The sequence below is a fragment of the Rhizomonospora bruguierae genome, from assembly GCF_018397995.1.
Classification (GTDB): domain Bacteria; phylum Actinomycetota; class Actinomycetes; order Mycobacteriales; family Micromonosporaceae; genus Rhizomonospora; species Rhizomonospora bruguierae.
Genome location: NZ_BBQH01000011.1, coordinates 191,717 through 214,353 on the forward strand (window position 1 = coordinate 191,717; position 22,637 = coordinate 214,353).

Annotated in this window: 20 protein-coding genes and 2 pseudogenes; 11 read left to right on the plus strand and 11 right to left on the minus strand. The window is 71.8% G+C overall.

Annotated features, from left to right (window positions below):
* The gene (locus KJS59_RS02815; protein ID WP_213450636.1) at window positions 1-612 is read right to left on the minus strand and encodes an ArsR/SmtB family transcription factor; all 612 of its coding nucleotides are present in this window, start codon (window positions 610-612) and stop codon (window positions 1-3) included.
* A gap of 60 nt (window positions 613-672) precedes the next feature.
* On the opposite strand from KJS59_RS02815, the gene KJS59_RS02820 reads away from it, so the two are divergent.
* Window positions 673-1,194, plus strand: coding sequence for a hypothetical protein (locus tag KJS59_RS02820; protein ID WP_213450637.1), 522 nt, complete (start codon window positions 673-675; stop codon window positions 1,192-1,194).
* A 218-nt stretch (window positions 1,195-1,412) separates the two neighbouring features.
* Here the strand turns inward: KJS59_RS02820 and KJS59_RS02825 are convergent, their stop codons facing one another.
* Window positions 1,413-2,231 carry a hypothetical protein gene (locus KJS59_RS02825; RefSeq protein ID WP_213450638.1) on the minus strand — a complete coding sequence of 273 codons (819 nt, stop codon included), beginning with the start codon at window positions 2,229-2,231 and terminating at the stop codon, window positions 1,413-1,415.
* A 22-nt stretch (window positions 2,232-2,253) separates the two neighbouring features.
* Window positions 2,254-3,027, minus strand: a complete 774-nt coding sequence (locus KJS59_RS02830; RefSeq protein WP_213450639.1) for a hypothetical protein — start codon at window positions 3,025-3,027, stop codon at window positions 2,254-2,256.
* A 242-nt stretch (window positions 3,028-3,269) separates the two neighbouring features.
* Here KJS59_RS02830 and KJS59_RS02835 point away from each other — a divergent pair, with 242 nt between their 5' ends.
* The gene (locus KJS59_RS02835; RefSeq protein WP_213450640.1) at window positions 3,270-4,463 is read left to right on the plus strand and encodes a PucR family transcriptional regulator; all 1,194 of its coding nucleotides are present in this window, start codon (window positions 3,270-3,272) and stop codon (window positions 4,461-4,463) included.
* Window positions 4,464-4,992: 529 nt separating this feature from the next.
* Here KJS59_RS02835 and KJS59_RS02840 read toward each other — a convergent pair.
* Together KJS59_RS02840 and KJS59_RS02845 are read right to left on the minus strand one after the other, a co-directional pair.
* Entirely contained in the window at window positions 4,993-5,571 is a 579-nt protein-coding gene (locus KJS59_RS02840; protein WP_213450641.1) for a LemA family protein, read from the minus strand.
* 594 nt (window positions 5,572-6,165) lie between these two features.
* Complete coding sequence (locus tag KJS59_RS02845; RefSeq protein WP_213450642.1) at window positions 6,166-8,400, minus strand: hypothetical protein; 2,235 nt, start codon at window positions 8,398-8,400, stop codon at window positions 6,166-6,168.
* 274 nt (window positions 8,401-8,674) lie between these two features.
* On the opposite strand from KJS59_RS02845, the gene KJS59_RS02850 reads away from it, so the two are divergent.
* The 3 genes from KJS59_RS02850 to KJS59_RS02860 all read left to right on the plus strand — a co-directional run bounded on the left by KJS59_RS02850 (window position 8,675) and on the right by KJS59_RS02860 (window position 11,615).
* Window positions 8,675-10,351 carry a cation:proton antiporter gene (locus KJS59_RS02850; protein ID WP_213450643.1) on the plus strand — a complete coding sequence of 559 codons (1,677 nt, stop codon included), beginning with the start codon at window positions 8,675-8,677 and terminating at the stop codon, window positions 10,349-10,351.
* 179 nt (window positions 10,352-10,530) lie between these two features.
* A complete protein-coding gene (locus tag KJS59_RS02855; RefSeq protein WP_213450644.1) occupies window positions 10,531-10,764 on the plus strand; it encodes a hypothetical protein in 234 nt (77 codons plus the stop codon).
* Window positions 10,761-11,615: a fumarylacetoacetate hydrolase family protein gene (locus KJS59_RS02860; protein ID WP_213450645.1), complete on the plus strand. Its 855-nt coding sequence runs from the start codon at window positions 10,761-10,763 to the stop codon at window positions 11,613-11,615. The genes KJS59_RS02855 and KJS59_RS02860 overlap by 4 nt, the downstream gene beginning before the upstream one ends.
* A gap of 153 nt (window positions 11,616-11,768) precedes the next feature.
* Here KJS59_RS02860 and KJS59_RS30855 read toward each other — a convergent pair.
* The 5 genes and pseudogenes from KJS59_RS30855 to KJS59_RS02880 form a co-directional block, all read right to left on the minus strand.
* Window positions 11,769-12,293 (minus strand): annotated as a pseudogene (locus KJS59_RS30855) (alanine racemase); the annotation flags it as partial.
* 23 nt (window positions 12,294-12,316) lie between these two features.
* Entirely contained in the window at window positions 12,317-13,105 is a 789-nt protein-coding gene (locus KJS59_RS02865) for an IclR family transcriptional regulator (protein ID WP_213450646.1), read from the minus strand.
* A gap of 40 nt (window positions 13,106-13,145) precedes the next feature.
* Complete coding sequence (locus KJS59_RS02870; protein WP_213450647.1) at window positions 13,146-14,093, minus strand: alcohol dehydrogenase catalytic domain-containing protein; 948 nt, start codon at window positions 14,091-14,093, stop codon at window positions 13,146-13,148.
* A gap of 295 nt (window positions 14,094-14,388) precedes the next feature.
* Window positions 14,389-14,658 carry a GlsB/YeaQ/YmgE family stress response membrane protein gene (locus KJS59_RS02875; protein ID WP_213450648.1) on the minus strand — a complete coding sequence of 90 codons (270 nt, stop codon included), beginning with the start codon at window positions 14,656-14,658 and terminating at the stop codon, window positions 14,389-14,391.
* A 78-nt stretch (window positions 14,659-14,736) separates the two neighbouring features.
* Window positions 14,737-15,258, minus strand: coding sequence for a hypothetical protein (locus KJS59_RS02880; RefSeq protein ID WP_213450649.1), 522 nt, complete (start codon window positions 15,256-15,258; stop codon window positions 14,737-14,739).
* Window positions 15,259-15,424: 166 nt separating this feature from the next.
* On the opposite strand from KJS59_RS02880, the gene KJS59_RS02885 reads away from it, so the two are divergent.
* Genes KJS59_RS02885 through KJS59_RS02895 form a run of 3 tightly spaced genes read left to right on the plus strand, consistent with a single transcriptional unit; the run spans window position 15,425 to window position 19,295 of the window.
* Complete coding sequence (locus KJS59_RS02885; protein WP_213450650.1) at window positions 15,425-16,153, plus strand: NUDIX hydrolase; 729 nt, start codon at window positions 15,425-15,427, stop codon at window positions 16,151-16,153.
* Window positions 16,150-17,307, plus strand: a complete 1,158-nt coding sequence (locus tag KJS59_RS02890) for a 5'-methylthioadenosine/S-adenosylhomocysteine nucleosidase family protein (protein ID WP_213450651.1) — start codon at window positions 16,150-16,152, stop codon at window positions 17,305-17,307. Before KJS59_RS02885 ends, KJS59_RS02890 begins: the two co-directional genes overlap by 4 nt.
* Entirely contained in the window at window positions 17,304-19,295 is a 1,992-nt protein-coding gene (locus KJS59_RS02895; protein ID WP_213450652.1) for a hypothetical protein, read from the plus strand. Before KJS59_RS02890 ends, KJS59_RS02895 begins: the two co-directional genes overlap by 4 nt.
* A gap of 267 nt (window positions 19,296-19,562) precedes the next feature.
* Here KJS59_RS02895 and KJS59_RS02900 read toward each other — a convergent pair whose 3' ends face one another.
* The gene (locus KJS59_RS02900) at window positions 19,563-19,790 is read right to left on the minus strand and encodes a hypothetical protein (protein ID WP_213450653.1); all 228 of its coding nucleotides are present in this window, start codon (window positions 19,788-19,790) and stop codon (window positions 19,563-19,565) included.
* Window positions 19,791-20,086: 296 nt separating this feature from the next.
* On the opposite strand from KJS59_RS02900, the gene tgmA reads away from it, so the two are divergent.
* From tgmA to tgmC, 3 genes and pseudogenes are all read left to right on the plus strand, one after another.
* On the plus strand, window positions 20,087-20,443 hold the full coding sequence (gene tgmA, locus KJS59_RS02905; RefSeq protein WP_249713817.1) for a putative ATP-grasp-modified RiPP: 357 nt from the start codon (window positions 20,087-20,089) through the stop codon (window positions 20,441-20,443).
* Between the two features lie 4 nt (window positions 20,444-20,447).
* Window positions 20,448-21,412: pseudogene (gene tgmB / locus KJS59_RS02910) on the plus strand (ATP-grasp ribosomal peptide maturase).
* Complete coding sequence (tgmC, locus tag KJS59_RS02915; protein ID WP_249713818.1) at window positions 21,409-22,596, plus strand: ATP-grasp peptide maturase system methyltransferase; 1,188 nt, start codon at window positions 21,409-21,411, stop codon at window positions 22,594-22,596. Before tgmB ends, tgmC begins: the two are co-directional and overlap by 4 nt.
* Window positions 22,597-22,637 lie beyond the last annotated feature (41 nt).

Here is a 22,637-nt window from a genome sequence, read left to right on the forward strand (position 1 = left end):
TCAGGGCTCCCTCGTCTCGGGCTCGGGCGCGCGGGTGGGCACCGCGGGATGGATCGCGACGACGACCCGGTGCGTGCGCCCCCCGGCGGCATTTTCGTCGTGGTAGCGGCTGACCAGCGTGCTGACCGTGCGGGCCAATTCGTCGGCGAAGGCGGCCCGGTCGGCGGCCGAGGCGAAGCGCACCTCGCCCGCCATCGCGAACGTCGCCACCGGCCGGTTGGCCCGCGCCGCGCCGGTGATGAGCGTGCCGACGTCGCGCACCAGCCGGGCGGCCAGGGCGAGCAGCCAGCGCGCCGACAGCCGGTCGGGGGCGCGACCGGGGTCCGGTGCCACCGCCGCCAGCGCGACCGGGGAGATCACGTACGAGGCCGCGGTGGCCCGCAGCACCCGCTCGGTCATGTTGCCCTTGCGGCGCTCCTCGACCAGCTCCACCAGGCCGTGCCGCTCCAGCTCGCGCAGGTGGTAGTTCACCTTCTGCCGGGCCAGCCCGACCCGCTCGGCCAGCGCCGACGCGGACGCCGGCTCGGCGAGCTGGGCCAGCAGCCGGGCCCGCGTCGGCTCCAGCGAGACCGCGGCCACGGCCGGGTCCTCGATCACCGCCACGTCGAACATGCGGATAGCCTGTCACCGACAACTTTTGTTGTCAAGACAGAATCTCTTGTCGGATCGGCCGTGCGCCAGGGAGGGGCGTGCCCCGGGAAAGTCGGTGGACAGGGTGCGGGATCGGCCGCGCACCGCGACCGCGCCGGGCAGGTACCCGCTCGCTACCTCGTCTACAACACGATCTCCAACCTGCTCGGCCAGGACGAGCAGGTTGCCTGCTTCCGCAACGCGGCGCGGCACCTGGCGCCCGGCGGCCGGTTCGTCATCGAACTGGAGGTACCGCAGCTACGCCGCGTGCCACCCGGGCAGGACGCCCTGGTCTTTTGGTCCGAACCGGGGTACCTGGGCGTGGACACCTACGACGTCGTGCGCCAGCACCTCGTCTCGAACCACTTCCGGTTCGGCGAGGGCCGCGCGGCGCGGGTGTTCCGCGGCCCGCACCGCTACGCCTGGCCCGCCGAACTGGACCTCATGGCCCGGCTCGCCGGCCTCGACCTGGAGTCCAGGCACGCGGACTGGGCGGGCACGCCGTTCACCACCGAGTCGCCGTCCCACGTCTCCGTCTACCGCCGCCCGCCCGACGGGCAGTAGTCCCCCGGGCTCGCTGTCTCGCCGGAGGACCACTGCCGCCGGAGCAGCCTCGCCGCTGACCGAGACCCGCACGGCGACGACGGGTCGCGGTAGGCCGGGCCCGGGCCGGCCCGACCTCCGCTTCATCGACCGCGGTGCCGCCCATGGGCGGCACCACCCGCGCCCGCCGAGGGGTTACCGAACCGCCCGCACCCGACGTGACACAGCCGTAGCCGCGGCTACGGCTCCAGTTGGGCCAGGGCGGCGACCGCCACCCCGTGCGCCGTCTGCCTCGAGGACGCCGCGATCAGCGGGCTGAAGTCGTACTGGACGAGCATGCCGCCCTGGAACAGGCCGATGCCGCTGGCCGAGGCCGAGCCGAGCGTGGTGCGGGTGGGGACGTCGTAGCCGCCCTGGCAGAAGTAGCCGCCGTCCAGCCAGACCGGCTCCGGGTGGTACATCCAGAACTCCTCGTTGACGCCGTAGAAGACGCCGTAGCAGTACGGCGTGAAGTGCGTGCGGGCCCGTTTGAACGCGGCGACGAGCAGCGCGGTCAGGTCCGTGGTGCTGAACCGGGCCTGCGCCCGGGCGATCAGCGCGATCGGACCGATCGCGCCGAGTAGGATCCCGAGTTCGTTCCTGGCCAGCGCGTTCGTCTCCCCGACCGCGCCCCACAGGGCGTCGATCAGGGTGACGCAGGCGGTCACGTCCTGCGCCCACATCTGCTTGAGGGCGAGCGGGAACTCCTCGAGGTCGGCGAACTCCAGCACGTGGTGCCGGACGCAGCCGGTCGCCTCGGCCACGGCCAGCGCGTCCGCGTGCGCGTTGATCGCGTCTCGGGAGGCGTTCACCGCGCTGAGCATCTGGCTGGTCGCCTGCTCCAGGGTCAGGCCGCCGCGCTGTGAACCCTGGAAGTACGAGTACGCGGCGGAGGCGAACTGGATGATCGTGATCACCGTGCCCGGGTCGATCGCCCGGGCCGGCTTGGCCCCGGTCGGCACCAGCGCCGCGGTGGCCAGCACGGCGGCGGAGACGCCCGCCGCGAGTCGCTTCCTCATGGTCGCCAACATGGTCGCCCTCCTACTGCGCCATCGTTTGCAGGACGGCCTTGGCCACCGCCCAGCTGGTGTTCTTGCCGGCCTCGTCGAGAAGCGATTCCGCCGTGTAGGGCCCCTCCACCCAATCGCCGCCGACCTTGTAGTCCTGGAGAATGACCCGCCGACCGTCGGGCGTGCGGCAGTCGTGGACCACCTGGTAGATCAGCGGGTGGGAGTCCAGCTCGCCGGGCGAGGAGGTGCACACCGGCATCAGCTTGTTCACGATGGCGGTCAACGCCTGCCGGTAGTTCTCCTTCATCTGGGTGGTGCCGAAGCCGGCCTTGGTGCGCGCGGTCAGCGCGATCGGGTACAGCGTGTGGATGGCGTAGCCGAGGTTGTTGGCGGTCTTTCGGTCCGAGACCGCTTCGAACACGCTGAACGCGGTGTCGGCGTCCCCGCTGACGGCCTGCGTCCAGTTCCACAGCGCCGGGTTCTCGAACACCTCGATGTCCTGGAACTCGAGGATGTGGTGCCGCGCCGCGCCGAGCCACGGCGCCGCGGCGATGGCGTCCATGTGCGTGATCACCTCGGATTGGGCGCCCCGGACCGCACCGATGACCTGGCTCACCAGTTCGGCGATCTCGTCGGGCGAGAGCCCGCCATCGCTGTACAGCCGCAGCAGGCGCAGCACCGTGTCGCCCACCTTCTGGACCGACACGGTCCCGTCGTCGGCGCGTGCCGGCGCCGGCGCGCCGAGCAGCGCCACCGACAGCGCCAGGGCGCAGGCGGCGAGGCCGCGTAACGGTCTTACCCTCATGCTGGTCCCCCTTCGCCGGCGGGTCCGCCGGCGTCCGCCAACGGGGCGGGGCGGCCCGCACATCGTCGAACGCGAATAGCGTGACAGCGCCGGCCGGCGCTGTCTCCGTTCGTCGTGACAAGGCCGGGGCGCCCCTCTTGTGACAAGTCACGAGCCCTGTAAATAAGCCCGCGCCGGGACCACGAATATCGACGTTAGGCTACGGGCTCAGGCGCGACGGCCGGACCGAAGGGCGGGTGCCCGTGGGAGACCTGTTCCAGCAGCTTGGCAGGCGAGTCGACGCGAACGCCCGGCGCGCGGTGGAGGTGTACCGGCGCGAACTGGCCGACTACCGCGCCCTGGACGTGACCGGCGGTGGGCCGGCCGCCATGCTCGACTTCGCGGTGACCCTGCGGCGCCGCACGGTCGCCCTCGCCGCGGCCGGGCAACCGTTCACCGACGACGACCTGCGCTACATGGAATCGGTCGGCGAGGAGCGCGGCGAGCGGCGGGTCTCGGCCGCCGCGCAGCGCCAGGTCCTCATGCTGCACTCGACCCTGACCCTCCAGGAGATCCACGAGGCGGCCGGCCCGGACGACATCGACGAGGTGATGCGCATGCTGCGCTGGCTGGGCCCGCAGGGCATCACCGCGCAGGACGCCTACACGCGCGGGTTCCTGGCCGGGCAGCGCCGCGCCGCCCCGTTCGCGTCCCGGGTCCAGCGCCTGGCCCTCATGCTGGCCCGCGACGACGACGCCGCCGCCGACCTGGCCCGGGACCTGGCCATGGACGCCGGCCACCGCCTGGTCACCGTGGTCACCATCCACGGCGACACCGGCGGGTACCCGGGACGGGTACGCGCGGCGACGGTGGAGGCGCTACTGCACGCCAACCGGGTCCCGATGATGTGGCGCGAACCCGCCGAGTTCGTGGTACTGACGCCCACGGCGCAGGCGACCGCGCCGATCGGGGCGGCGGAGCAGGCGCTGGCCCTGTCCGTGGTCCGCAACCTCGCCGACGCCCTGGGCCGGCCCTGCTCGGTCGGGGCGGCCGCCGGGCGGGCCGGTCACCTCGCCGGGAGCGTCGACCTGGCCCGCCGGGTGAGCCGGGCGGCGCCCGTCCAGGCCAGGCCGGACCACCTGCACACGCTGGCCGACGTGTTCGTCGAACTCGCCGTTGCACAACTGCCCGAAGTGGATGGTTGGCTGGACGACCTGGTGCGGCGGCTCGCCACCGGCCCGGATCTGATCGGCACCCTGGCCGTCTACTACCGCAACGACATGAGCCGCCTGCGCACCGCGGCGGCCCTGAACATCCACCCGCGCACCCTCGACTACCGCATCCGGCGCGCCCAGGACCTCGCCGGCTTCCACCCCGCGACGACCCGCGGCGTCCGCCTACTCGGCGCCGGCATCGCCCGCGCGCTCGCCCGGGAGTCACGCCAGGAAGTTCGGTAGCCGGGAGTGACCGCACCGATCGCGAGATCGATCAAGTCGGCTTGATCGATCTCGCGGCATCCGACATCGACGCCCGCGTCCGGCATCTGCTGCCCGTGCTGGCCACCGCATCGACCGTCGCATCCCCGTAGCCGACACCCAGCGGAGGTTCCTGGCCGGGCCGCTGCGCTGGCGCTGGCCGGGCCGCTGCCGCTGGCCGGCTGCGGCCACGCCGCGCCGGGCGGCGGGGTCGCCACCTCGATGACCCGCCGCGTCCACGGGCCTGGCCCGCACGGTGACCACACGACCGGCGGCGGTATCCCGTTCCCCATCCACCGCGCCGGCGACGCCGCTCAGGAACACCGTGACGACCATGAACAGCCCCAGCCGGGCCCGGGTAGTCCCCGTCGTCGCGGTGGACGAAGTGCGCCCAACCGGCGGCGAAACCCGCGAGTACCGAGAGGAGGGTGCCGGCAGGTCCGTGGCGGCCGGCGCGGCGGGTACCCGCCTCGATGAGCAGGGTGGTCATACCGTTACCGGCTTCGCCCGGTCAGAACCGAACCGACACGTCCGCGCGCTCGTCGCCCACGGCCTCGAAGTACGTCTCCTGCTTGAAGCCGCCGATGCCGGCGATGACGTTCGTCGGCACCGTCTGGATCGTCGCGTTCAGCGACTGCACCGCGCTGTTGTAGAACTGCCGCGCGTACGCGATCTTGTCCTCGGTGCCGGCGAGTTCCGACTGGAGCGCGAGGAAGTTCTCGTTCGCCCGCAGTTGCGGGTACGCCTCGGCGACGGCGAACAGCCGGCCCAGCGCCTGGGTCAGCGCGTTCTCCGCGCCGGCCTGCTGGCCCGGCCCGTGCCCGGCGCTGCCCAAGGCGGCGACGCGGGCCGCGGTGACGGCCTCCAGCGTGCCGCGCTCATGCGCCGCGTACCCCTTGACCGTCTCGACCAGGTTGGGTATCAGCGAGTGCCGCCGCTTGAGCTGCACGTCGACCTGGGCCCACGACGCGCTCACCTGGGTGCGCAGCCGGACCAGCCGGTTGTAGGTGACCACCGCCCAGCCCAGTACCAGCAGCAGGATCAACACCAGCAGGGCCACCACGGCCAGCAGCACGACTCCAGCTCTCATGCGGTCAGTCTCCTCCTCGGCCCCGGCGCGGCGGCACACCCGGTCGGGTCGGTTGGTTCTGGACGAACGAGCACTGTGCCCCCGCCGGCCCGAACGTCGTCGTCTCCAGGACGTTCTACCGCATCCCCGCAACGGGGCGACGAGGACGGCGGCCATGCTGGAGAGAGCGACGCGGCCGGCGGCGGCCGATCGAATCGGTTGGATGGGGAAACGGGCCGAATTCCCGCGTGATGGCCCTCGTCGGGGCGGTCGTCCGTCACGACGCCCCACACTCACAGATCCGCCGGCCGAGCGACTGCCGGCCGAGGCGCCACCGGCCGAGGCGCCACCGCTTCGGCGCCTGCCGTGGCTGGTGGTGGAGCCAACGGACCTCATCGCGCGGAACCTCCCGCCCAGGGAGGTACTCTCCGCTTCATCCTCAGCCACCCGGACCTGGACTCGGCGCTCGTCGGCTCGACCCGGCCCGAGCACGTCCGGGCGAACGCCACCGCCGCCCGGAAGGGCCCGCTGCCGCCCGACGTGTCCGCGGCGGTACGCGAGCGCCTCGACGGGCCGCCGGCCTGACGCGGCGCGAACCCCTACACCCGGCGCCGCTCACTTGACCATGCCGATGAGGTCCTGGATGGCCTTCTGGTAGGCCGGGTTCGTGTAGTACGGAAAGTGCCGCTCCAGGGGTGGCGGCACGGTGTCCGCCGGGTCGACGGTCACCCCGCTGGGGTCGCGGAGCCGGATGTCGACCTGGTCGGCCGCCGGGTCGGGACACGGCAGCTGCCCACCGCGGTGGTGGTCGAAGATGGCGCCGCCGATCGGGTCGGTGTCCCGCCACAGGTTGCGCCAGCGCCAGTCCAGCCGCTCGCCCAGGTCGCACAGCGCGGGCTGCCCCAGGTACGCCGGGTAGAGCCGGGCGTAGATCCGGCTCAGCGGCGAGCCGTTGGTCATCAGGGCGACCCGGGGCAGGGCGGTGGTGGGCAGTTGCAGGATGGTGGCCACGGCCAGCACCGAGCCCTGGCTGTGCCCGGAGATGACCACCGGCCCCTGCCCGGCGAGCGCCGTCACCCGCTTGGTCAGTTCGGGTACGGCGCGGGCGACGTAGCAGGGCGGCGCGAACGGGTGGACGGTGCGCGGCCAGAAGGTGCCCAGGTCCCACACGATCGCCACCAGCCGCCGGACCCCGGTCGACCGGCGCGCCCGGAAGCCGACGATCACCAGGCTGAGCACCAGCAGGCTGAGCACCCAGATGCCGGCGTCGGTGGCGTACGCGGTGGTCACGGCGGTCATCCGGCCGTGCACGCTGACCCGGGCCACGAGCTGGGTGGGCCCGATCCCGAGCAGGTCGAAGCCCATGGTGGCCAGGCCCAGCGCGGAGACCACGAAGAACGCGGCCAGCACCGGGCCGAACCGGTCGGTCACCTGGGACTTCGCGATCGTCCGCCGCACCACCTCCAGGCGCGGTGCCGCCTCCGGAGGCGCATCCGGGTAGTCCCGCTTCACCACGCGGTCGGCCAGGGCCCGCCGGCGCCTGCGGCTGCCCAGGAGCGTGGCGGCGGCGGCGGTGACGACGACCACCAGCGCGAGCAACCCGGCGAGCGCGGCCCACCAGTACGCGACCGGCGGCTCCAGCGGGCCGAAGGTGGGCGGGTTCGGCCGGACCGGGTCGGGGATGTCACCGCGGTCGAGCAGGTCGGCGACCCGGAAATCCAGGGTGGCGCTGAAGGCCGTCCCGGTGATGACCGACAACGCGCCCACCAGCGGCGTGCCGAGCCCGCGCAGGAACGGCCGGGCACCGGACAGCTCCGGTCGCCGGCGCAGCACCGTGACCAAGGCGATGATCATGAGGAGGACGCCCTGCACCGTGACCAGGCCGCCCGCGCTGCCCTCGAAGCCCGGCAACTGCCCCACCACGATTCTGGTGTTGCCGCTGAGCCCGGCGTAGCTGAGGGTCAGGCCGGTCACGGCGACGATGGCGACCCACAGCACGCGCAGCAGGGTTCGGGACTGGGTCCGGCCGGTCGGCACGGGCAGGCAGAGCAGCAGCGTACAGAACAGCACCAGCGCCCCGGCGGCATAGAGCAGTATCACGCCGACCACCCCCCGGTGGCCGGCCGAGAGGCCGTTGAGCAGGCCGGCGTCGAGCGTGCTGGCACCGAGCCCCACGTGGACCTGGCGCAGCCAGTAGGCGATCCGCTCGTCGTCCCAGAATCCGGGGCTGGCCAGGCCGGTGCCCTGCGGTGGCGGCGCGGGCGTCGGCGCGGTCGCGGTGAACCCCTCCAGGGCCCGCGACGACCGGGCGCCGATCTCCCAGAACAGGCGCAACGCGAGCAGCGGGAGCAGCGACAGCAACATCAGGCGCGGGCCCACCGGCAGCGGGGCGAGCCAGGACAGCCATGGGCGGCCGGCGCGGCACTCGACGTACGGCACGCACTGCCAGCCGACGAGGTTCATCGTGACGCCGATCATCGAGAGCATGAAGGCGACGGTGAGGGTGCCGGCCAGCAACCGGCACAGTATGCCCAGCACCCCGGCCCGGTCCGGTCCGGGCGGGCGCAGCCAGATCGCGACGTTGCCCAGCATGAACGGCAACAGCAGCAGCATCGCCCCGGTGCGGGCCGCGGCACCGGCGGTCAGCGCCCCCCAGCGGTACGCCTCGACGGTGACTCCCGGCAGGCAGCCGCCGGGCGGGCCGGTTCCGGGCCGGGGGCGGTAGAACCCGGCGTGCTGGTCTCCGGCGACCCGCGACACGATCGGGTGGTCCAGGATCGTCTCGGCGGGCGCACCCGAAACGCCGTGCACACGCAACTCGACCGCCCCGACGTCAGGTCCCGTGCCCACACGAGCAGAATCACAGACCGGCCGGCGTCCCCCGCCGCTCCGCCGGGAATTACGCCGCCCGAATTACCCCGATTCCTACAAGTCCGGAGGGTGGTTGGCGCCCGGTCCCGGTAGTTGACCAGAACGGTGCGGGGCGGAGCCGCCGACCACAGTGGACCCCGAACCGGTGGGAGAACGGCGCCGTTCCCCGCCGGCTGTCCCCGGTCGACATGGCTGGTCTTCCCCCCGTTACGCTGGGGTAAACCGCTGCTCAGGAGGCGGGGGGAATGGTCTGGTGAGTCCTGAGCGGATCCTGCTGTTCGTCCTGGGGGCCGTTGCGGTCGTCGTCATCGCGCGCTGGGTCGCGGCGCGCGCCGGCGTACCGGCGGCGGCGTTGCTGACGGTGATCGGCCTCGTGTACGCGCTCCTGCCGGGGCCGAACATCCGACTGGACCCCCGCATCGTGCTCACGATCGTCCTGCCGCCGCTGCTGTACAGCGCGGCCCTCGACTCGTCGCTGCTGGCGATCCGCCGGAACCTGCGCATCGTGGTCAGCCTGTCGGTGGTGCTGGTGCTGGTCACCGGGCTGGTGGTCGGGGTCGGTTTCCACCTGTTCGTGGCCGGGGCGACCCTGGCGGCGGGCATCGCGGTCGGCGCCGCGGTCGCGCCGCCCGACCCGGTGGCCGCGCTGGCCGTGGGCCGGCGGGTCAACCTCCCGCCGAAGCTCGTCACCATCATCCAGGGTGAGGGGCTGCTCAACGACGCGACCGCGCTGACGATGCTCAGCGTGGCCGTCACCGCCGCCATCGGCAACGGGTTCTCCTTCCCCGCCGCGGCCGGCAAGTTCGTGCTCGCCGCGGCCGGCGGGCTCGCCGTCGGCGGCGCGGTCGCCTGGGCCGTGCGCCTGGCCCGGCCGCTGGCCGCGGACCCCCTGCTGGCCAACGCCATCTCGCTGGCCACCCCGTTCGTCGCCTACCTGCTGGGCGAGGAACTGCACGTCTCCGGGGTCCTCGCCGTGGTGGTCGCCGGGCTGATCGTCGGGCACGAGGCGCCCCGGTTCGCCTCCGGCGCCAGCCGCCTGCAGACCAGCGCCGTCTGGCGGCTGGTCGACTTCCTGCTCGAAGGGTTCGTCTTCCTGCTGATCGGCCAGCAGTTCCCCGCGGTCGTGCGCGGGCTGCGCCAGTACGAGATCACCACCGTCGTCACCGCGGTCGCGGTCTCGGTCGGCGTGGTGCTGCTGCTGCGCCCGCTGTGGCTGCTGCTGACCCAGTCGCTGCCCCGTTCGCTGCACACCCGCCTCGGCGGCGCCTCCGAGGAGGACGAGGACGAGGACGGGTCCGGCGCCGCCCGCCAGGCCCAGCGGGAGGCGCGCAACGCCCGCCGGCTCACCGGGCGCGAGGTCGTGGCGCTCAGCTGGTCCGGCACCCGCGGCGTGATCAGCCTCGCCGCGATCTTCACGCTGCCGCTCACCACCGACAGCGGCGCGCCCTTCCCGGACCGCGACCTGCTGCTGTTCTGCGCCTTCGTGGTCGTGCTGGTGACGCTGGTCGGCCAGGGAGTCACGTTCGCGCCGCTGGTGCGCGCCCTCGGCCTGCGCGCCGACGAGGCGGACCAGTCGCGCGTGCGCAACGAGGCCCGGTCGGCGTCCGTCGAGGCCGCCCTGGCCCGGCTCGCCCAACTGGCCACCGAGGAGCCCGAGAACGCCGAGGTCATCGAGTCGATGCGCTCCCAGCTACGCGGGCGGCTGGCCCGCTACCGCGGCCGGCTCGACCTGCTCCAGGCCGCCGAGTCGACCGAGGTTCCGGCGTCGCAGCGCTACGAGGCGGCGGTGCGCATCCGGCGGACGGCCATCGACGCGCAGCGGGAGGAGCTGCTGCGCTGGCGGGACGCCGGCCAGTTGCCGGACAAGGGGCTGCGCGTCCTCGAACGCGAACTGGACCACGAGGAGTTGCGCCTGCCGGTCCGCGGCTGACCGGCCCGCGGCTGACCGGCCCGCGGCTGACCGGCCCGCGGCTGACCGGCCCGCGGCTGACCGGCCCGCGGCTGACCGGCCCGCGGCTGACCGGCCCGGGGCTGACCGGCCCGGGGCGGCGGGCGGCCCGGGCGCTGCCGCCGAACGGGACATACCGGCGCAGGGTCACCGGCGAGGGCATGATCTTCGCCGTCGACTTCGCCACAGGCGCGCCCCGGGGCTTCCGCGACCTGCTGCGCACCGACGACGATGCCTACCAGAGCGTCCACCGCATGATCACCGACCGAGGATTCCTGATGCTGCCCCTTGCCCCGAAACGCAACCACATCTCCGGCGCGCACCCGGCCGGGGACATCGACCGCACGCTGGACACCGCCGGCGATGTCGCCGAGCGGACGGGGGCGGGGCGATGAGGCTGATGCGGGTGGGGCCGGCCGGCGCGGAGCGGCCCGTCGCGGCGCTCGACGACGACACGTTCGTCGACCTCGGCCGGCTCACCGGGGACATCGACGGCGCCTTCCTCGCCGGCGGCGGCCCCGACCGGGTCCGGGAGGCGGTCGCGGCCGGCGCACTGCCCCGGTTCGACCCCGCCGGCAAGCGCATCGGCGCGCCCGTGGCCCGACCCGGGGCGGTCATCTGCATCGGCATGAACTACGCCGCGCACGCCGCCGAGTCCGGTGCCGCGCCGCCGGAGCACCCGGTCATCTTCTTCAAGACGCCGAACACCGTCGTCGGCCCCAACGACGCCGTCCTGCTCCCCCGCGGTTCGTCCAAGGTGGACTGGGAGGTGGAGCTGACGGTCGTCATCGGCCGGCGCGCCCGGTACCTCGACTCGCCGGACGACGCCGCCGGGGTCATCGCCGGGTACGCGATCAGCAACGACGTGAGCGAGCGGACGTTCCAGATCGAGGTCTCCGGCGGCCAGTGGTCCAAGGGCAAGTGCTGTGAGACGTTCAACCCCATGGGCCCGTGGCTGGTGACCCCGGACGAGGTCGGCGACCCGCAGGCGCTGCGGCTGCGCAGCTGGGTCAACGGCGAGCCCCGGCAGGACTCCTCAACCGCCGACATGATCTTCGGCGTGCACCACCTGATCTGGTCGCTGAGCCAGTACCTGGTGCTGGAGCCGGGCGACATCGTCAACACCGGGACGCCGCAGGGCGTGGCGCTGTCCGGTCGCTTCCCCTACCTCACGGCGGGCGACGTGGTGACGATGAGCATCGACGGGCTGGGCACCATGGAGCAGCGGATCCAGCCCGCCGGCTGAGCCGGGTGGGGTGGCGGGCCGCCGGTCAGCGGGAGGCACCGGGGCGTCGACGCCCCGCTCGCGGATCGCCCGCCCGGTGCGCACCATCAGGCCGGCGGCGGACCGGGACAGCGCCGCCAGTTCGCAGCGGTCCCGCGCGCCGTACACGTGGCCCTCGTGGGTCATCACCCCGCGCACCCGCACCCCGGCCACGGCGTCGATGCGCGCGGCGACCTCCGGCGCCTCGCCCGGTGACACGCCGACCCGGCCGAGTCCGGTGTCGACGATCAGCAGCACGTCCGCCGTGCGCCCCTGGGCGGCGAAGTGCGCGCCGATCGCCGCCCCCGCCTCGACGCTGTCGGTGGCCAGCGTCAGCGCCACGAGTCCGGCCAGTGCCGAGGCGCGGTGCAGCTTGTCCGCGCCCACGATCGGGTACGCGACGGTCAGCCGCCGCACGCCCGCGTCGGCGAACGCCTCCGCCTCGCCCAGCTTCGCCACGCACAGTTCCCGCGCGCCCCGGGCGATCTGGAGCAGCCCGATCTGCGGGGTGCGGTGCGTCTTGGCGTGCGGCGCCAGGTCGACGCCGAACCGCCGGCAGTGCGCGACCATGGCGTCCAGGTTGCGGGTCAGCACGTCGAGGTCGACGACGAGGGCCGGGGTCGGCACACCGGCCGGTACGGGCAGCGACTGGGCGCTCATCAGGGTGCTCCTCGCTCGGCGGGTCAGCCGGGCCAGCCGAGGTCGGTCGACAGGTCCCGGGCGTGCTTGACGACCGCGTCGCGGATGTGGCCGCGGTCGATGTCGAGGCGGTCCAGCCGGGCGCTCGGCACCGAGCAGCTCAGGGCGGCGACCACCGCGCCGGTGTGGTCCCGCACGGGCGCCGCGAGGCAGACCAACCCGGGCGTGTACTCGCCGTCGTCCTCGCCGTAGCCGCGCTCGCGGATCTCGGCGAGGCGGGCCACCAGCTCCTCGGCGGTGCCGGCCGTCCGGTCGGTGAACCGTTCCAGCCGGACGCCGTCCAGCCGCTGGGCCAGCTCGGCCGGCTCCAGGTACGCCAGCAGCACCTTGCCCAGCCCGGTCGCGTACGCGGGCAGCCGCATGCCGACCCGGGACACCAGCCGCAGCGGCTGATCGGCCTCCACCTTGGCGATGTAGACGTTCTCCAGCCCGTCGAGGATGGCCAGCTGCACGGTCTCGTCCAACTCGTCGCGGACCGCTTGGAGGTGCGGCTGCGCGGTGCGGGCCAGGTTCACCGCGCCCTGGAAGCCCTGGCCGGCCTCCCACACGCGGACGCCGATCCGGTAGCACCGGCGCCGGCCGTCCAGCACGATCCACCGCCGGTCGACCAGTGTCCACAGCAGAGCGTGCAGGCTGCTCTTGGGCAGGCCGAGCCGCTCGCCGATCTCCGGGAAGGCCAGGCCGTCGGGGTTGGCGGCCAGCAGTTCGAGCACGTCGAGGACCCGGCGGGCGGACTTCACGCCGCCGGTCGCGCTCTCAGCCGCGTTGCTCATCGACTCCCCCTGACCCGACGGCTGCGCAGGGCCGTCGGGGTTACCGTACGAGCATCGATTTGACGGCGGCCACCGGCCCGTCGAGCAGACCCCGGAAGACCTTGTCGCCGTCGGCCAGCGGGTGGGTCGCCACCCAGTCCGGGCGCAGCGTCGGCGCCAACCCGGCGGCGACCGCGAAGTCGGTGCGGTCGTAGCAGAATGTGGTCAGCACCCGGACCTCCCGGCGGATCATCGCCTGCCCGTCGAGGTCGGCCTCCGGCCCGTGCAGCCCGATCCAGACGGCGGAGCCGCCGGGGCGGATGAGGGTGAGGCTGGCGCCCCGGGTGGCGGCCGACCCGACGGTGTCGAACACGGCGTCGTACTCGCCCGCGAGCGCCCCGTCGACCGGCGTCAGCCCCGCCCGCTCGGCCGCGGCCAGCCGCGCCGCCGACAGGTCACTGATCTCGATGTGGGGTACCCCGCGGGACTTCGCCACCAGCCCGACGGCCAGGCCGAGCGTGCCGCTGCCGATGATGCCGATCCGCTGCGGCCACGGGTCGTGCGCCTGGACCAGCCGGACCGCGTGGACGGCGTTGGCCAGCGGCTCGGTCAGCGCCAGGGAGGTGAAGGGCGCGTCGGCCGGGACGGTGAGGCAGTTCTCGGCGGGGACGGCGACCCGCTCGGCGTACCCGCCCGGCCGCTGGATGCCGAGGATCTCCCGTTTGCGGCAGACGTTGACCAGGCCCCGGGAGCACAGGTCGCACACCAGGCAGGAGACCACCGGGTTGACCACCACGCGCTCGCCGGTGTCCACCCTGGTACCGGCGAACTCGTGCCCCATGATCAGCGGCGGCACCCGGAACGGGCTCCGCGAGGCGAAGCCCTCCAGCTCGGAGCCGCAGATGCCGACCGCCCGGACGTCGACGATCACCTCGCCGGGGCCGGCGACCGGCTCCGGCACGTCCATGACCTTCAGTTCGAGCGGGGCGGTGTAGACGACTGCTCGCATCAGGACCGGTTCTCCGATTCGTGGTAGGCGGCGGGCCGGACGCGCCGCGGCACCCGACCGGCGCGGGCGCCGGGGAGCTGGCCGGAGCGCATCGCGACGGCACCGCGCCCGAGGAACCGGAGAAGGTTCCCATATATGAACTCCGGTTCTCGTCTGCAACCTTTCTAACAGGCGATCAAGATCCGGTCAACGGGCGCGGCGCTTCAGGCAACGCGGACACCAACAGGGGGCGACCATGCGGTCGCCCTCTGGAAGGGGTGCCCGGTGGCCCACCTCCCCGGTGGGCGGGCGGGCGCTAACGTGTACGGCGCCCGCGCTTACCAGCGGCGATGGACACGCCGATCGCGGCCAGCGCCACCTGGAGGAACAGTTCGATCCAGTCGATGCCCGGGGTGTCGGCCACCCCGACGACGCTGGCCACCAGCGTCCCGAGGAGGGCGGCGGCCACACCGATGACCACGGTGAGCCAGATCGGCAGGTTCTGCTTGCCGGGGACGACGAGGCGGCCCAGCGAACCGATGACCAGGCCGATGATGATCGCGGTGAAGATGCCGCTGATTTCCACGTCGTTCTCCTCAGCTGTCGTGCTCCGCCCGGGCCGCGGCCCACAGCGCCGGCCTCCATCATCGGCCCCGAAGTCAAGCTAACGCGGTTCCAGGGGCAGGGCGAGCGGCGTGGCGGTGCCGGCGAGGTCCGTGGAGTGCTGCGGTGCCGACCGGTCGACCGACGGCACGCGCGCGTACGTGCCCGGTGCGCCCCTGCGCCGGGCCACCTCGAACGTCACCAGGTGGATCGGCTCCGGCGCCTCACCGAACCGCCCCGGCCCCCACCGAATCCACAGTGGAACCCGGCCGGCCGCCGCCTCGGCGAGCAGCTTCTCAATCGTGCGGCGGCGGTGGGTGTGGTCGACCTCGATGGCGATCGGCGGGCCGTCCGGCCGGGCGCAGGCGACATCCAGGACGGACCGCTGCCGGTCCATCGGCGGGGGCAACGGGAGCACGCTGGGCGCCCGGCGGTACACCCGCCAGCCACGATCGGCCGCCCAGCCGGCGGCCGTCTCGATGAGCCGGGCGGTGACCTGGTCGGTGGTCAGCTCCGCGAACGTCAGCGTGCCGAGCCGCTCCCCCAGGGAAGCGGCCAGCAATTCGCCGTCGGCGGTGCCCACAGGCGCAGCGTAGCCGCCCGGCGGCGATCGGCGTCGCCATCCTCCCGCGCAGGCCGGGTCAGGCGCGCTCCGCGTCGTCGAAAGTAGCCAGCGCACGCGTGCGGATGCCGAAATCCGACACTCGGCGGCCTTCCTGTCAGAGTGACAGTAAGTCTATGGTTGATTCATGTCTGACGATCACTGGGTTCCGCCGACCGTTCTTCTTGCGGTTGACCTCGTCATCCTCACCTTGCGGGAATCCCGCCTGCAGGTGCTGTTGATCGAGCGCGGGATTGAGCCCTATCAGGGCGCCCTGGCCCTGCCCGGCGGTTTCCTCGGCCACGAGAAGGAAGACCTCGTGACGGCCGCCCATCGGGAGCTTGCCGAGGAGGCTGGCTTGGGGCCGGATCAGTTGCACCTCGAACAACTTGGCCTCTACGGTGCGCCGGACCGTGACCCCCGAGGACGGGTTGTCTCTGCGGCTTACCTGGCCATTGCTCCTCGGCTACCCGAGCCGGTTGCCGGCACCGACGCATCCCAGGCGTGTTGGACCCCGGTGACACAGGCGTTATCCGGTAACGCGCAGCTCGCCTTCGATCATGAGCAGATCCTGACCGATGGGATCGACCGAGCGCGGGAGAAGTTGGAGCGGTCGGCGCTCGCCACCGCCTTTTGCGGTCCGACCTTCACCATCGCGGAGCTTCAGGACGTCTATGAGGCGGTGTGGGGCGTGCGCCTGGACCCACGGAACTTCTACCGGAAAGTGCAGAGCGTGGACGGCTTCATCGTCTCCGCTGGCCCGAGTCGCAAGGCCGAAGGGGGGCGTCCCGCTCGGCTGTTTCGCCCCGGGCCCCGCACGACTCTTCACCCTCCGATGACCCGACCCCAGGGCCAGGCAGACAAGGAGACAGCGTGAGCACGAACAGTGGTCTCGTCGTGATCCTCACGGCGCTGAACCTCGAGTACGCAGCGGTTCGCGACCAACTGACCGGCCTACGGGTACGCCGGCACCCGGCCGGCACCCGCTTCGAGGTCGGCCGGATCGGCCAGAGTGACTGCCGGGTCGCGCTAGGGCTGGTCGGCAAGGGTAATCATCCGGCCGCGGTGCTCGCGGAGCGGGCGATGGCCGAGTTCTCCCCGGCCGCGGTGCTGTTCGTGGGAGTCGCCGGTGGTCTGTGGCCCAACATTCGGCTCGGCGACGTCGTCGTCGCCAGCAAGATCTACGCCTACCACGGCGGAACCAGCGAGGACGACGGTTTGAAGGCCCGACCGAAGGCGTGGGAGATCCCGCATGAGGCCGACCAGGTTGCCCATCACGTCGCCAGGTCCACCGCATGGCGTCACGTTCTTCCCGCAGGCGCGGCACCCCGTGTCCATTTCGGGCCGATCGCCGCCGGCGAGGTTGTGCAGGATTCGGGGATCTCCGAACAGGCCCGCTGGATCCGCCAGCACTACAACGACGCCGTGGCGATCGAGATGGAGGCGGCCGGTGTGGCTCAGGCGGGCCATCTCAACCGTGCCCTGCCCGTGGTGGTCGTGCGCGGCATCAGCGATCACGCCGACGGCAGCAAGGCAGCCACGGACGGACAGGACTGGCAACCGAAGGCCGCACGCCACGCCGCCGCGTTCGCCACCGCACTGGCGCGAGAACTGATCATCGACGGGCCGTCCAGTCGAGACGGCACGGACCGGGACGGGAGCCCCACGATGCCGACGACCAACCGCAACATCGCCACCGGGAACGCCCACGTTGGAGTGCAAGCCGGGCAGATCCACGGCAACGTCACCGTCGGCGCTGCCAGCGAGCGGCCGATCGACCTCGCAACGAGCATCGCCGAACTGCGGACGCACCTTAAGCAGGCTCACCTCGATGGGCTGCTGGACGAGGAGACCTATGCCGCCGCCGAGTCGGAGCTGGGTGCGGCAACCGAATGCCTCTCGGCGGGCACGCCCGAGAAGAAGGGCGGTCTGCTGGTCGCACTCAAGCGGTTGCGGGGCCTGGTAGCCGACGTGTCTGAGCTGGCGGCGCGGCTTGCGGCGATCATCGTCGTGGTACGGGGCATGCGATGACGGCCCCGACCACGACCAACGTCGTCCAAGGAGATGCGCACGTCGACGTACAGGCAGGCGTAGTCCACGGTGACATCAACTTCTACCGGCAGCCGCCAAACCCGAGTCCGGAGGAGCAGTTCGCCTTCGCCCTGAAGTATCTCGACGCACGAGTTCGTGATCAGGCGCGCGAACTGATCGAAAAGGCGGTCGCCGGTGGGTATGTGACCACCGAGGTCCAGTTCTACCGGCTCATCGCCCTGTTGAGCGGACGTACCCTGCGCCAACTCGCCCCCGAGGAACTGGATCGCCTCACCGCCATCTCCGCCAGCCTGCCCCACCTCGACGACCACGACGAGTGGGCGGCGGGGTTGAAGGTGATCGTCCGCCTCCTGGCCCCCGTCAGCTCCGCCGAGACAGATCTCGTGGTCAAGGAGATCGACGCGCTGAACCGGCGCCAACGCGACGGAATCTACGGCCACCTCGAGGCCCTACTCGAAGGCGCGATGGAAGAAGAGATGTGGCGGAAGTCCGTCGCCCTGATGGACTCGCAGCGCACAGCGGGCGACCGATTCAACCGAATCTGGAAGTTCTTCCACCCCACACCGGTACCGCCTCGAACCCTGCCGGTACAGCCCGCTGCTGTTGCGCTGCGCGACTGGCTACGCGCCGGCGCCGGCGCTGCCGTGTTCGCCCTCGCCGTGGTGCAGATGATCGTGCTGGTGGCGGCGCACGGCACGCTCGACCCGTTTCTCGGTCTACTCGCCGGCCTAATCGGACTGGCCGCGTTTTGCGTCGGCGGGGCGGACCGGCACTACCGCGGGACACGGCTGCGTGCGAAGGAGGCACAGATCCGTCTACCCCAGCAGCGGCGACGAGAGGCACCACCGGGAGGCTTCGCCCGCAACGTGGATCAGCTCTTCGAGCGCTACTTCCGCCGGTACGTGCCCCGAGGAGCCGACCGAACCTACTGGCTCGACCAGACGACAGGGATCCGGCGGCACCTCCGCGACGAGGTGGTCGAGCTGTACCGGGAACAGCGCATCGAGGCCGACCGAGTCGCCTGGCTCGTCCGACACCTGGTGGGCGACGTCCGAAGGCAATGGGAACAGGACACGCTCACGGCGTACCGCCAGCAACTGCGCACCCCTACCAGAACCAGGCTCCTCCGCGTCGGCGGACTGGCTCTCCTCACCGCGGGGAGCCTCTGGACCATCCCTACCGTTATGGCCAGCGCCCCCTTGTCCGGCACGGGTTGCTTCCTGCTCGCGGTGGCGTCCGCGGTGCCGGCGGTGCGCTCGTCGTTCCGGATCGTCGCCGAGCGACGCAGGGTCGTCGACGATCAAGCGGAAAGGGACGACAAGGACGCGGCCCGCTGGGCGGCATACCACCGGTGGTGCCACAAGCTGTCCGACAAGCCGTTGGACACCGAGATGGCCACCTGGTTGGAAAGCGACCGCAAAGTCCTGGTCGACCGAGCGATGCGGCAGTACCGGCTCCGCCCCAGCCACGTGATCGCACACGCCTTCATCGAGGCGCCGGCGCCCTCCTGCAAGAAGGCCCGGTACCCGCAGGGACCATGGCGGTACTCCCGGTACCGTCTGCTGCTGTTCCTGCTCACCGACGACGGCGTCCGGCAGATCAACATCGATCTCGACTTCGAAACCGCCGCAAGCCACACCACCCAACGACTCAACTACCGCTTCGACGCCGTCGCCGCCGTCCGGATCGACGGCATCGCCACCCAACAGCAGACCTTCGAGCTGACGCTGTTCAACGGAGAGCCCATCTCAATTCGGGTAAGCGAACCCGAGAACGAGACACTCCAGCACGACGAGAACGCAACCAAGATCGCTGAACTGTCGCTGGACGCCGCTGGGCTCAGTCACACCCTGCACGTCCTCGAAGGTGTCGCTGCCGAAGGTAAGGAATGGGTCAAACACCGACGCCATCGCGCGGACGAGAAACTCGCCCACCTCGCGAGTGCCATACGCGGGCTACTCGACTAAAGTCAAGGGCGGTGGGTCAATTCGACCGGGCGATGCGGGCGATCAGATGCTTCGGCGAAGGGCTCTACTTCAGCACCGCCGCCACGTACGTGGCGGCGGCTTGATACCCGAGCGCCACCGTTCAGGATGAGACGTTATGAGTAACGACATCCCACGCCGCCGTTACATGGAGGATGACTCGCATTTGGCGCCGGAAACCGAGTGGAGGCCGCCGACTGCCACACCGCGACCGGGGCACGGTACCGTCTACGTCTTCGCGCCCACGCGTCAGCCCGAATCATCGGGGAAGCCACGCTGGGACGCCGTGTGGCTCGACGAGTTCCCGGAACCGGACGAGAACGGCGAGGAAAGCGGGCGCGAGACGATCGAGGGTGACCGGGGCGAGGTACTGAGCAGTTCCCCGTGGAAGCAGTGCTTGCAGCTGAAGTTGCACTTGTACAGCAGTTGCAGGTACAGCATCCGCACGCGGGTGATGCCTGCGATCTGATCGAGCATGGCGGCACACTCCTTGGATGGGTTGGGGCGGGTGAGATCAGGGCCAGGGAAGAAGGTCGGCGGTGGCAGCGGTGACGAGATGGTCGTCTTTGTCGGCGACGACGACGTAGCCGACCTCGTGGTCGTGCCGAGTCGCGCGGAGCGACCGCCCGACTCGGCGGCGCCACCGTGGTCACCATGGCGAGTCAGGGGTTCGTCCTTCAGGGGCGCTTGCGAAACCTGACCACGCAGTCCTCCAAGGGTTGTGGGGCAAGGATTCCCCCGGGCGCTCCGGGGTCGAGGAAGGAGCAGGAGAGATGGTGGACATGCGAGGGCTGGCGGGCGTGCCTGTGCCGGCGCGACCCGACCCGCTGTGCCCGTACTCCGGGGCGTTCGGGCTGGGCCGCCCGTTCGGGCTGCTGGACGCGTCGCAGGGGGTGACGACGTCCGAGGCGGTGCCGTTCGGGCTGCGCTGTGCGGTGGTGGCACCCGCGGTCGAGGTCGGTGACCTGTCCGCGTACGGCTTCGACCACGACCGGCAGATCGGCACGGTGGTCGGCGAGGATGGGGTCGCGGTGCCGTTGCTGCGCCACACCACCGGGCAGACGCGGACCACGACCAACCCGGATGGGTACAGGGGGCCGGACTCCGACACCGACCAGCGGGAGGACTGAGCCGATGCACCGCGCGGTCACGCTGGTTTTGACTCACCCGTTCGACCCCACCGCTGACTACGTGGTCGCCGAACTGAACCGGCGCGGGGCGCCGTGTTCCGCTGCGATCCGGGTGAGTTTCCCCAACGGCTCAGCGTGGCCGCGCGGCTTGATGGCACGGGCGCGGGCTGGATGGGCAGCCTGCGCCTGCCCGAACGGGAGGTCAGCCTCGCCGACGTCGGGTGCGCCTACTATCGGCGCCCGACCATGTTCGACCTTCCGGCGGGGATGAGTGAGCAGGTACGCCGATGGGCGGCCGGAGAGGCGCGCATCGGTCTCGGTGGGGTGCTGTCCGCGCTGCCCCGGTGGCTCAACCATCCGGCCGCCATCGCGGCGGCCGAGTACAAGCCGGTCCAACTCGCCCACGCGCGTGCCTGCGGCCTGATCGTGCCGGACACCATCGTGACCAACGACCCGACCGCAGCGGCGACGTTCGTGACCCACGCCGGGCGCGCCGTCTACAAGCCGTTGACTCCGACCGGGATCACTGAGGCGGATACGCACCGGGTGGTCTTCACGACCCCGGTCGCGGTGGGCGACGTGGACGAGTCGGTCCGGCTGACGGCCCACCTGTTGCAGGAGTGGATCGACAAGCGGTACGAGGTCCGGCTGACCGTGGTCGATGACGTGTTCCTGGCCGCGCGCATCGACGCGGGCAGCAACGACGCCGCCGTCGACTGGCGAGCCGACTACGAGGCGTTGACCTACACCCCGCTACCGGACGTCCCACCCTGCGTCCGGGCCGGGGTGTCGGCGCTCATGGGCCGGCTGGGGCTACGTTTCGGGGCGTTCGACTTCGTCGTTACCCCGGATGATCGGTGGATCTTCCTGGAGATCAACCCGAACGGGCAGTGGGCGTGGATCCAAGATGCCACCGGGCTACCGATAGCCGCGTCCATCGCGGACGCACTGACAAGGGAGAACAGGTGAGCGACAGGGACGGGCTGCGGCGCGCGATGGTCGAGCACATGATGGCGGCCGGCACGCTACGCACGCCGCAGTGGGTGCAAGCCTTCGCCACCGTGCCCCGGCACCTGTTCCTGCCCCGGTTCTTCCGCCAGACCCCGGACCACACTGGATGGCAGGCGATCGGGGAGTCCGACCCGGACTGGCCGCGAACGGTATACACCGACGCCACCTGGGTCACCCAGCTCGACAACGACCCCACCCGGTGGGACACCGCCGCCCGGACCGGACGACCCGCCCGTGGCGTGCCCACGTCGTCAAGCACCGCACCCGGGCTGATGGCGCTGATGCTCGAAGCCCTGGACATCGACGACGGGCACACCGTACTGGAGATCGGCACCGGCACCGGGTACAACGCCGCGCTGCTGTCGCATCGGCTCGGCGCCCGCCTGGTGACCACGGTCGAGGTGGACCCGACGGTGGCCGAGGCTGCCCGGCTGGCGCTGCTGGCCTGCGGATACACACCGACGCGGGTGGTCGGCGATGGGGCGGCCGGACATGCCGATGGCGCCCCGTACGATCGGATCATCGCGACCTGCTCTACCGCGACCATCCCACCGGCATGGGCGGCCCAAGTACGGCCCGGCGGGCTGGTGCTGACCAACCTGCACCGTGACCTCGGCGGTGGCGCCCTCGTGCTGCTACGCCGCGACGACGACGGCCAGTTGGACGGCCGGTTCCTGGCCGACTACGGCGCCTTCATGCCGGTACGCTGCGACCCTCCGGCCGACGCGGAACAACGACTCACCGCGGCTCTGACCACAGTGGATGACGACGTGGCGACGAAGCCCACCTCGATTGACGCTGACGCGTTGGATCACCCCGACTTCGGCATGCTCGCCGCGCTTCGACTGCCCGGGGTCACCTCGCTGTGGTTCGAGCCGGACACCGGCCCCCAACGCTGGCTGCTCGCCGACGACGGCTCCTGGGCCTGCGTCGAGCAGACCACCCGGACGGTCCGGCAACACGGCGCCCGACGACTGTGGCACGACTTGGAGCGGCTGCACCAACGGTGGCGCGACGCCGGCCAGCCACCCCGCCACCGGTTCGGTCTGAGCGTCACCGATTCAGGAATCCACCGGTTCTGGCTGGACGATGCCGGCAGCACCTGGTGGACCGGGACGCCGGCCGTTATCCGCCGCCGTTGACGGATCCACGGCAGCGTGTTAGTTACGAGCCACGCACGGTG